A 10779-nucleotide genomic window follows, 5' to 3' on the forward strand; every position below is an offset into this window, starting at 1 on the left:
AGCGCGTCGGCTCCGAGCCCACCGCCATGGCGCACCCCTCGGGATTCGGCGTCGTCGAGGGCGGTCGCTCGCGCAGCCGCCGCAACGTCCGGTCCAAGTCCTCCGGCTCCTTCATGGAGCGCATCGAGGAGCGCTGGCGCCGACGCCGCAACCGCGGCTTTTAACTGCGCGAGCGTGTCGCACAACGACGCTCGCCGCCCGGACCTTCGCTTCGCTCGGCCCAGGGGCATCGCGTCGTGCGGCTTCTCCGCGGTGCGCCACGCTGCCGCGCGCGCAGGTGACGCCCGTCAGGCCTCGACCTGCTCGGGGCGCGCAGGTGACGCCCCGTCAGGCCTCGACCAGCTCGTCCTGCTCGGCTGTGTCGCGGGGTGCCCGTGTCCAGACCGAGCGGGGGAGCCAGCGGGCGCGGAGCGCGACGCTCCTGGTGACGCCCGCCTCCAATGAGGCGCAGCAGACGCGGGCGTCGTCGGCCAGACCGGCCGGTGGCATCGTCGACCCCGGGCGCGCGTAGCGCGCGAGCTCGAGCGCCGCGACCACTCGTTCCATCGCCGACGCCGCCTCCGGGTCTGCGTCGGGGCCGGTGCGCGGGCGCTCGGGTCGTTCGTCGTCGCCGCGGTCGCCCAGGTGGTCGACCAGCACCCGACCGACCTCCTGCGGTGATCGTCCGGCCGGCCAGGGGATGGCGAGGTCGAGCGCGGTCGCGCGGAGCTCGTCCCAGATGTCCTCGGGTGTGCCGGCGAGACGGCCGATGCGCGCGCGCCTGCGGAGGAGCTGTGGTGCGAGCGCGAGCCCGAGCACGAGGGCGAGGACCAGCAGGCCCAGCCCGACCCGCAGCAGTACGGCGACCCAGTCGACGCCGTCGTCCGCTCCGGTGCCGTCGTCGGCCGCCTGGTCGTCCGGCGCGGCCGAGGTCGTGACGTCGGTCGGCTCGGTCGTCGCGCCGCGGCTCGGCTCATCGCTGGTCGGGTTGTTCGTGGGGTCCGTCGGGTCGTTCCGGTCGACCGGGACCGTCGTGTAGTCCGGTGCGCTGACGACCCGGCCCGACGGGGTGGGCTCGAACCTGACCCACCCGGCGCCCTCGAAGTAGAGCTCCGGCCAGGCGTGCAGGTCGTGGGAGCTGTACTCCCAGTCGCCGTTGCCGAGGGGGTCGGGCTCGAGGAAGCCGACCGCGACCCGGGCCGGGATCCCGACGATCCGGGCCATGACCCCCATCGCCGACGCGAACTGCTCGCAGTACCCGACCCGTCCGTCCTCGCTGTCGGTCAGGAAGGTCTCGAACGCGTCGCCGCCGGTGCCGGGCGGGGCCTGGCGCAGGCTGTACTCGAAACCGCCGCTCTTGCGGAACCAGTCCTGCAGCAGCAGGGCGGCCTCGTAGTCCGACCGGGCGCCCGTCGTGACCTCGACCGCCTGGTTGCGCACGATCGAGGGCAGCCCCCCGGGGACCTCGAGGAACTCGTCCTCGACGGCGCCGAGCGAGGAGTCGGTGAAGTGCTCGCCCGTCGTTCCGTAGTCCAGCTCGTAGCCGGTGACGGCCCAGTCGAGGCCCTCGGTGGTCAGGTCGTCGGGCACCGCGAGGAAGTCCATGGTGTCGTCGTCGAAGCGCCAGTCGCCCTCGGCCTCCACCGACGAGGCCGGGAACTGGGTCGGGAGCCAGGACGACTCGAACGCGTCGGTCGCCTCGAACTCGTAGGTGTGCGTGGTGCGGGGGACGTCGGGGGAGAGGCCCTCGGGGTCGGGCAGCTCACCGGTCGCGGTGTTGGAGTCGCCCACTCCGCGGTCGCCGCTGCTCCACTCGACGCCGGTGAACCGGTTGAGCACGGCGACCCGGAGGTAGCTCGGCGAGGGATCGTCGGTGCGGAACCGGATGAGCGGCGTGTCCTCCGGTCGCTCCAGGTCGCGCCGCAGGTCGGCCCGCGGGTTCCGGATCTGGATGTCCTCGTCGCCGTCACCGGGACCCAGGCCGAGCAGGTCGACGTCGAGGACGGGGATGAACGGGGGGAGGAGGACGGCGCACGTGGTCGCCACCACCCCGATCCTGGCCGCGCCCACCCGCATCGCGTCGACCATCGGGTTCGTCTCGGTCCACGGGTTGCCCTCGGCCGGGCCGAGCGGACGTCCCCACTTGAGCAGGTGCTCGCGGCTGTCCAGGTGCAGCAGGGCCAGGAAGCCTGCCGCGGCGAGGATGAACGCGATGAAGCCCGGCCCGGACTGGGTGAGGCCCGCCGGGACGGAGTAGACCGCGAGGAGGGCGAGGCCGGCGACCGGGACGCGGCGCAGGGTGCAGGCGAGGAAGTCGACGACCAGCAGGAAGAAGACGCCCCCCACGAGCAGGAGCGGCGCGACCGAGGGGACGTTGGGCTGGATCGGCGCCTGGTAGAGCTGGGCCGAGTCCATCGCCAGCTCGAGCGACCGCATGACCTGGTCGCCGGTCGCGCCGAACGGCACCGGTCCACCGCCGAGCTCGCCGCTCACCATCGCGACGGCCAGGACGACCTGGCACGCCACGGTCACGACCGCGGGGCTGCCGAGCCACCGCAGCACGGCGCCGGCGCCGGCGACCACGACTGCGGTCAGGACCAGCGGGCCGAGGTAGTCGGAGGTGTCGACGAGGAAGCCCTGCCATGCCATCAGGGCGACCCAGGTCGTCCCCGCCGCGATCGCGGAGACCAGCAGGGAGTACCCGAACGCGGGCCGGCCCTTCACCGGTCGCTCCGGACACTGCTCGCGAGTCCGGTCGCCGCGGCGCGGCCGGACGCGCGGCCCAGGTCGCGCCATGCCGAGTCGAGCCGGTCGCGGGGCCCCAGGGTCACCGAGCGCCAGCCGAGCCCGGTGACCGAGGGCGGGGGACCGACGGGAGCGGGGGCGTTGCGGCCGGCCCACTGCTCGACGTCGAGGGCCATCGCCAGCGCGGTCCCGGCGTCGTGGCGGATCTGGCGCAGCGCCAGCACGTCGGTCGGCTCGAGCCCGCCCAGCACGGCGACGACGAGGCCGCCCCGGGTCTGGTCGCCGGTCCAGCCGACGTCGAGGACCGGGTGCTGGGTCGTGGTCACCAGCGCGAGCCGCTCCAGGACTGCGGTGGACGTCTCGTCGGCGCCGGTGCCGTCGGCGAGGACCAGCCGTACGGCGTACCCGTGCTGGTCGAGGTGGAGCACGAGCGACGCCGCGGCCACCACGGCGTACTCGAAGCTCGAGCCGAGGCCCTGGCCGCGGTGCGCGCGCAGCCGGTTGTCGAGCAGCACGGTCGCGCGGGCCTCCCAGGGCTGCTCCTCGCGCCGCACCATCAGCTCGCCGACCCGGGCCGAGCTGCGCCAGTGGACGCGGCGCAGCTCGTCGCCGCGGCGGTACTCGCGGACGCTGACGTCCTCGGCCGAGCCGGCAGCGAAAGCCTGGGGCCGGTGCTCGCCGGAGCCCGTCCACCCGCCCATCACCGGGATCGGCGGCAGGGCCACCGTGCGCGGGGTGACCACCAGCGGCGCGGTGCCCGGGATCGAGCGGCGCAGCTCGACCAGTCCGAACGGGTCGGCGATCCGGATGGTCAGCGGCCCGATCTCGAACCGCCCGCGCACGTCGGAGCGCACCTGGTAGCTCACCCGGCGCTGCCACTGGCGGGCGACGCCCTGGAGCACGAACCGCGGCCGGGTGCCGAGGGCGTACGGCACCTGGTCCTCGACCAGGAGCGCGCCGGCGCTCGACCGGCCCTCGTTGGCCAGGTCGAGGTCGATGCGGGCCGGCTGCCCCGCGGAGACCAGCCGCGGATGCACCGAGCGCTTCGCCGACAGGGCGTAGCGGCGCCGGCCGATGACGAACGCCGACACCAGCGGCAGCGCGAGCACGAGGACGCCGATCCGGGTCAGCGTGGTCTGGCCGAGGAGCACGGCACAGCAGATCGCGGTCGCGCCGGCCGCGAGGAACGCGCGACCGCGGAGGGTCAGTCCTCTCAGTCCGTCACGCATCGCGTCTCATGTCGTGCCTCGTCGGCGGTCAGGACCGGATCTCGGGGACCGGCACCTGTGCCGTGATGCCCTCGAGGATGGCGTTCGTGCCGCGACCACTGACGGCTGCCTCGGCGCTCGGCAGCAGCCGGTGGGAGAGGATCGGCTGGACCAGGGACCGCACGTCGTCCGGCAGGACGTAGTCGCGCTGGTGGAGGGCGGCGTACGCCTTCGCGGCGCGCACCAGGTGCAGGGTGGCGCGCGGGGACGCGCCGAGCAGCAGCTCGGGGTGCTCGCGGGTCGCGGCGGTCAGGGAGACGGCGTAGCGCTGCACGGCCTCGGAGACGTGGACCTGGCCGACAATCGCGCACAGCTTGCGGAGCTCGGCCCCGTCGGTGACCGGCTCGAGGTCGTCGAGCGGGTTCAACGCGGTGTGGGAGTTGAGCATCGCGATCTCGGCCGCGGGGACGGGATAGCCGATCGACACCCGTGCCATGAACCGGTCGCGCTGCGCCTCCGGGAGGGCGTAGGTGCCCTCCATCTCGACCGGGTTCTGGGTCGCGATCACCATGAACGGCGGCTCGAGGTGGTAGGTGACGTTGTCGACCGTGACCTGCTGCTCCTCCATGCACTCGAGCAGCGCCGACTGGGTCTTGGGGGACGCGCGGTTGATCTCGTCGCCGATCACGATGTTGGCGAAGACGCCGCCCGGCCGGAACTCGAACTCGCGGGACTGCTGGTTGTAGACCGAGACGCCGGTGACGTCGGACGGCAGCAGGTCCGGTGTGAACTGGATGCGCCGGACGGTGGAGTCGATGCTGCGGGCCAGCGCCTTGCTGAGCATCGTCTTGCCGACGCCCGGCACGTCCTCGAGCAGCAGGTGGCCCTCGGCGAGCAGCACGACGAGGGCGGCGGAGACGACCTCGCTCTTGCCCTCGATGACCCGCTCGACGTTGGCGCGGATCCGGCTGGCCACGCGAGCGACCGTCGCGACGTCCGCCCCGGTCGGGTGCGGCGGCTGCTGGTCGGTGGTCGGCGACTCCACGTCTTGCTCTCCCGTCTCTGGCGCGCCCGTCCAGCGTAAGGGCCCGCGGTAGGGCAACGGTACGGCGCCGGAGCAACCTAACCCGCCGCGAGACCCCGTGAGGTCACGGTGCGGTCACGCGTTCGCATCGACCCGTGGAGGGCCCCGTGGATCGACCCGTGGATCGACCCGTGGATCGACCCGTGGATGGATCCGGGGGCGAACACGCCGAAAGGTGGTTGACGGTGGGGGAAAGTGGAGTACTGTGGGGGAAAGTGGAGGAAGCAGGAGGTGCCCGATGCTCTTCATGGGCACCTACACCCCGAAGCTCGACGACAAGGGGCGCCTGTTCCTCCCGGCGAAGTTCAGAGAACGACTGTCGGAGGGGCTCGTGGTGACGCAGGGTCAGGAGAACTGCCTCGTCGTCTGGCCTTCCGACGTGTTCGCCGAGGAGGCCGACCGCGCCGCGGCCCGGCCGATGACCAACCGGGCGGCACGCCGTTACGCACGGGTGCTGTTCGCCGGCGGCGACGAGGGCACGCCGGACAAGCAGGGCCGGATCGGCATCCCGGCCCACCTGAGGGACTACGCCGGACTCGACCGCGACGTCGTCGTGATCGGTGTGCGGGACCGACTCGAGATCTGGAACCCCGAGCGCTGGCGGGAGTTCCAGGCAGACGCGATGGGCGACTTCGTCGACCTCGACGAGGACGACGACTAGTCACGCGACTGGTCGCACGGCTGGTCAGACAGCTGGCCACGCAGCGCAGCACTTCAGCAGCACAACTCGATAGCGATCCGCAGGACGAGGTCTCTGGCCCGCTCCCGCTGCCTTCTGGGGCACCTTCCCCGGCTCCAGACGGCGCCCGGGAGCGGGCGGGGGGCCTGGCCCTGCGGATCGTTCAGCAGCATCCAGCAGTCCAGCAGTTCCGTGTTCAAGGTGGGGGCAGGGGTCGAACCGATGAGCGTGATGGGCAGCGAGCCGCGGGTGCGCGACCTGGCCCGCGAGGCCGTGGCGTTGATGGCCTTCTCGGCCGGCGTCTCGATCGCGGTCGCTCTGGTCGTGGTGCTCGCCTACGGACTCGGTAGCTGAGGACCACCCGGCGATGACGACTCCCCGACACGTCCCAGTCCTTCTCGACCGGGTCGTGGCGCTCCTGGCACCTGCGCTCGACCACAAGGACTCGGTCCTGGTCGACGCGACGCTCGGGCTCGGCGGCCACAGCGAGGCGGTCCTCGCCCGCTGCGAGCTCGCCCGGGTCATCGGCATCGACCGCGACCCCCGTGCGCTCGAGCTGAGCCGCGAGCGGCTGGCGCCGTACGGCGACCGGTTCACCGCCGTGCACGCCGTGTACGACGAGATCCCGGAGGTGCTCTCCGACCTCGGGCTCCCCGAGGTGGACGGTGTGCTCTTCGACCTCGGTGTCTCCTCGATGCAGCTCGACCTCCCCGAGCGCGGCTTCGCCTATTCTGTGGACGCGCCGCTCGACATGCGGATGGACTCGGGCGGCGGCCCGACCGCGGCCGACGTCCTCAACACCTACGACGTGCCGGCGCTGACCCGGGTGCTCCGGGAGTACGGCGAGGAGCGGCTCGCCAAGCGGATCGCCGCCGCGATCGTGCGCGAGCGCGATCGCGAGCCGTTCACCACCTCGGGGCGGCTGGTGGCCCTGCTCTACGACGTGATCCCGGCGCCGGCCCGACGCACGGGCGGCCACCCCGCGAAGCGCACCTTCCAGGCGCTGCGGATGGAGGTCAACGACGAGCTGCGGGTGCTCGAGCGGGCCGTGCCGGCGGCGATCGACGCCATCGGGGTCGGCGGCCGGGTCGTCGTGGAGTCCTACCACTCGCTCGAGGACCGCCTGGTGAAGCGGGCGTTCACCGCCGCGGCCAAGAGCGACGTGCCCGAGGACCTGCCGTTCGTGCCCGAGGGGCACGAGCCGGCTCTGCGGCTGGTGACCCGCGGCGCCGAGCAGGCGAACGCCGAGGAGATCGCCGAGAACCCCCGCGCCGCATCGGTGCGGCTGCGCGCCATCGAACGTGTTCGACCCCGCACCGACGGCAAGGGAGCCGCCTGACATGAGCAACACCGCGCCGCAGCTCCGCTCCCGGCTCCCACGCATCGCCGAGGTCGCTGTCCAACGTGCCCGGCTCACGGTCGTGCCGCGACCGCGCACCCGCCCCCGTGCCCCGCGGGTGCCGTTCGTCACCCTGGTCAGCGTCATCCTGCTGGCCGGCGTGATCGGACTGCTCATGTTCAACACCTCCATGCAGCAGGCCTCGTTCCGGGCCACCGCGCTCGAGCGGCAGGCGGCCGACCTGACGGCGCAGGAGGAGGCGCTGCGCATGGAGCTCCAGGAGCTGCGTGACCCGCAGCGGGTCGCGGCGCAGGCGCAGGCGCGCGGCATGGTGCCACCGACCGGCGCGGCCTGCGTGCTCACGGTCGGAACCGGTGAGATTTCGGGGACGTGCGCTCCGGCACTCGCCGGTGTCAAGCTGCCGCTCGACCCGCCGGGCCCGAAGCGGCCGGCCGCGCTCGACCCGCCGACGGTCGAGGTGAGGGCCGATGCGAGGGTCAAGGTCCGCGACCACGGCGCGCCGGACCGGGATCGTCAGCGCTAGCCGCCTAGGTTTTGGATGTGACAGGACCGAGCCGCCCTCGACCGGCCCGCAGCCGGCTGCGGGCGTCGCCGCAGCTGCGCCTCCGGATCGGCTTCCTGCTGATCGCGATGGTGCTGTCGGTGTTCGCGGCCCGGCTGGTGCAGCTGCAGGGCGTGGACCCGGAGAAGTACGCCGACATGGCCGCCGCCGAGGGTTCGGTCACCGTGCTGCTCCCGGCGACCCGGGGAGAGATCCTCGACCGCAACGGCGAGCCGCTCGCGGAGTCGATCGACGGCCGGATGATCGTGGCCGACCCGGCGCTGACCGCCGAGGACGCGCCCGAGCTGGCGACGTTCCTCGCCAAGCGGCTCCAGATCGACTACTTCCAGGTCCTCGAGCGGCTGCGGGTGGAGGGCAGCCGGTTCCAGTACGTCGCGCGCCAGGTGCCGGCGCACCTCGCCGCCGACGTCGTGGCCGACGCCGAGGCGAAGGGCTTCGTCGGACTCTTCACCCAGCGCGACCCGGTGCGGGTCTACCCGTTCGGCGACGTCGCGGCGAACCTGATCGGCTTCCTCGGCACGCCGCGCAAGAACGGCTCGGCCCGCGCCCTGGCCGGGCTGGAGGACTCGTTCGACCAGTACCTCGCCGGGGTCGACGGCGAGGCTCGCTACGAGGTCGGCGCGGGCAACCAGATCCCCCTGGGGGACAACACCGAGACGCCGGCGGTCGACGGCTCCGACCTCCACCTGACCATCGACGCCGACCTCCAGTTCTACACGCAGCAGGTGCTGCAGCAGACCGTCGAGGGGTCGCGCGCGGAGTCCGGCATCGCCGTGATCATGGACAGCCGCACCGGCGAGATCCTCGCGCTGGCCGACTACCCGTCCTACGACGCCAGCGACCCGCAGGAGTGGCCGAAGTCCCGCTACAAGTCCAGCGCGCTCACCGACGTCTACGAGCCCGGCTCCACCGAGAAGGTGCTCACCCTGAGCGCGGTGATCGACGCCGGCCTGGGCGGGCCGCGCCAGCAGTACGTCGTACCGCCTGTGCTCAACCGGCAGGACCGCCCGATCCACGACCACTGGGTCCACGGCGTCGAGCACCTGACCCTGGCCGGGATCCTGGCCAAGTCGTCGAACATCGGCACCGTGCTCGCCGCCGACGAGTTCTCGCCCGGCCAGCTGCGGTCCTACCTGACCGCCTTCGGCTTCGGCGAGGAGACCGGGATCGGCCTCGGCGGCGAGTCGAAGGGACTGCTGCCCGACGGCGCGGCGTGGACCGACCAGGTCGACGACCGGATCGCGTTCGGGCAGTCGCTGTCGATCAACGCGGTCCAGATGGCCGCCGCGGTCAACACCATCGCCAACGACGGGGTGCGGATCGACCCGAGCCTCATCGACGGCTCCGCCACCCTCGACGACGGCACCGAGGTCGGCACCGAGCAGGCCGACCGACGGCGCGTGCTCAGCACCGAAGCCGCACGACAGACTGGTCTCATGATGGAGCGCGTGCTCGACCCGGAGGACGGCGTGGCGCCGCAGGCCGCGGTGCCGGGCTACCGGATCGCCGGCAAGACCGGCACCGCGCAGCGGGTCGCCGAGAGCTGCGGCTGCTACGACGGAAGCCACACGGCCTCCTTCATCGGCTTCGGTCCGACCGACGACGCCCGGTTCACGGTCTACGTCGTCGTCCACGACTCGCGGACCGGCGGCGGTGGCGCGGTCGCCGGCCCGGCGTTCGCGAAGCTGATGAGCTATGCCCTCCGGCGCTACGGCGTGCCTCCGACCGGCACCCGGCCCTCGCGGCTCCCCGTCGAGTGGTGAGGACCCTGACCAGCGCTGCGACGACCCGTCCCCGGCACCCGGTCCCGTTGTCCTTCGACGACTTCGTGGCGCTGGTGCGGGAGCAGACCGATGCCCGGGTGGTCGCCGGCACCTCGCCGGCCACGATCACCGGGATCACGCTCGACTCGCGCCGGGTGCTCCCGGGGGACGTCTATGCCGCGCTGCCCGGCGCCCGCGCCCACGGCATCGACTTCGTGGACCAGGCGGCAGCGGCGGGCGCCAGCGCGGTGCTCACCGACGAGAGCGGCGCCGCCGCAGTACCTCCCGGCCTGCCGGCCGTGGTGGTGGCCTGGCCCCGGGCCGTGCTCGGTGTGGTCTCGGCCGGCATCTACGGCCACCCGGCCCGGGCGATGCGGATGATCGGCGTCACCGGCACCCAGGGGAAGACGACCGTCACCCGGCTGCTCGACAGCGGGCTCGGTGCGGCCGGGATCCCGTCGGCCGTCATCGGCACGGTCGGCACCCGCGTCGCCGGCGTCGACCTCAAGACGGCGCTGACCACGCCGGAGGCGCCCGACCTGCACGGCCTGTTCGCGCTGATGCGGGAGCAGGGGGTCGAGTGCTGCTCGATCGAGGTGTCGAGCCACGCCCTGGTGCTGGGCCGCGTCGACGGCGTGGTCTTCGACGTCGCCGTGTTCACCAACCTCGGGCGCGACCACCTCGACTTCCACACCGACCTCGACGACTACTTCGCGGCCAAGGCGACGCTGTTCACGCCCGAGCGGGCGCGGCTGGCGCTGGTGAACATCGACGACGAGCACGGCCGGCGGCTCGTGGACACGACGACGATCCCGGTGCGCACGATGTCGATCCGGGGTGACGCGGACTGGTCCGCCGTCGACCTCGACCTCGGCCCGACCGGGTCCCGGTTCACCATCCGTGGTCCGGGCGGACTGTCCCTGCCCGCCTCGGTGGACCTGCCGGGCGACTTCAACGTCGCCAACGCGCTGTCCGCGGTCGCCGCCGCGGTCGAGGCCGGGTTCGATCCCGCCGCGGTCGACGCGGGCATCGCGGCCGCCGGGGGAGTGCCGGGCCGGCTCGAGCGGGTGTCGGACGACGAGGGCACCTCGGGGTTCGCCGTCTACGTCGACTACGCACACAAGCCCGACGCGCTGACCGCCGTGCTCGGCACCCTGCGACCGGTGACCGCCGGACGGCTGATCGCCGTCATCGGCGCCGGAGGCGACCGCGACCGGGGCAAGCGGCCGGTCATGGGGGCGATCGCGGCCGCTGAGGCGGACCTGCTGATCGTGACCGACGACAATCCCCGCAGCGAGGACCCCGCCGCGATCCGGGCGGAGGTGCTGGCCGGCGTGGCCGACGTCGACGTCGCCCGCCGAGCCGAGGTCCGCGAGATCGGCGACCGACGGGCGGCGGT

At 73.1% G+C, this 10779-nt stretch carries 9 protein-coding genes; 6 read left to right on the top strand and 3 right to left on the bottom strand.

The window, feature by feature from the left end; translation table 11 throughout:
* Positions 1-327: 327 nt before the first annotated feature.
* The 3 genes from H0488_RS18275 to H0488_RS18285 are packed head-to-tail and all read right to left on the bottom strand — an operon-like array spanning position 328 to position 4977.
* Entirely contained in the window at positions 328-2703 is a 2376-nt protein-coding gene (locus tag H0488_RS18275; RefSeq protein ID WP_183100671.1) for a transglutaminase TgpA family protein, read from the bottom strand.
* A complete protein-coding gene (locus H0488_RS18280; protein WP_183100672.1) occupies positions 2700-3953 on the bottom strand; it encodes a DUF58 domain-containing protein in 1254 nt (417 codons plus the stop codon). Before H0488_RS18280 ends, H0488_RS18275 begins: the two co-directional genes overlap by 4 nt.
* A 28-nt stretch (positions 3954-3981) precedes the next feature.
* The gene (locus tag H0488_RS18285; protein ID WP_183100673.1) at positions 3982-4977 is read right to left on the bottom strand and encodes an AAA family ATPase; all 996 of its coding nucleotides are present in this window, start codon (positions 4975-4977) and stop codon (positions 3982-3984) included.
* Between the two features lie 277 nt (positions 4978-5254).
* On the opposite strand from H0488_RS18285, the gene mraZ reads away from it, so the two are divergent.
* The 6 genes from mraZ to H0488_RS18310 form a co-directional block, all read left to right on the top strand.
* Positions 5255-5677, top strand: coding sequence for a division/cell wall cluster transcriptional repressor MraZ (mraZ, locus tag H0488_RS18290; RefSeq protein ID WP_183100674.1), 423 nt, complete (start codon positions 5255-5257; stop codon positions 5675-5677).
* A 240-nt stretch (positions 5678-5917) separates the two neighbouring features.
* Positions 5918-6049, top strand: coding sequence for a hypothetical protein (locus H0488_RS24765; protein ID WP_281369701.1), 132 nt, complete (start codon positions 5918-5920; stop codon positions 6047-6049).
* Positions 6050-6062: 13 nt separating this feature from the next.
* Positions 6063-7034 (top strand): 16S rRNA (cytosine(1402)-N(4))-methyltransferase RsmH, encoded by a 972-nt coding sequence (gene rsmH, locus H0488_RS18295; RefSeq protein WP_183100675.1) that lies wholly within the window; start codon positions 6063-6065, stop codon positions 7032-7034.
* Between the two features lies 1 nt (position 7035).
* Positions 7036-7578: a cell division protein FtsL gene (gene ftsL / locus H0488_RS18300; protein ID WP_183100676.1), complete on the top strand. Its 543-nt coding sequence runs from the start codon at positions 7036-7038 to the stop codon at positions 7576-7578.
* A 17-nt stretch (positions 7579-7595) separates the two neighbouring features.
* Positions 7596-9380 carry a peptidoglycan D,D-transpeptidase FtsI family protein gene (locus tag H0488_RS18305; RefSeq protein ID WP_312856422.1) on the top strand — a complete coding sequence of 595 codons (1785 nt, stop codon included), beginning with the start codon at positions 7596-7598 and terminating at the stop codon, positions 9378-9380.
* The coding region (locus tag H0488_RS18310) for a UDP-N-acetylmuramoyl-L-alanyl-D-glutamate--2,6-diaminopimelate ligase (protein ID WP_312856423.1) at positions 9377-10779 on the top strand (1403 nt) is incomplete at its 3' end. The genes H0488_RS18305 and H0488_RS18310, both read left to right, overlap by 4 nt.

The sequence above is a fragment of the Nocardioides pelophilus genome, assembly GCF_014180685.1.
Classification (GTDB): Bacteria; Actinomycetota; Actinomycetes; order Propionibacteriales; family Nocardioidaceae; genus Nocardioides; species Nocardioides pelophilus.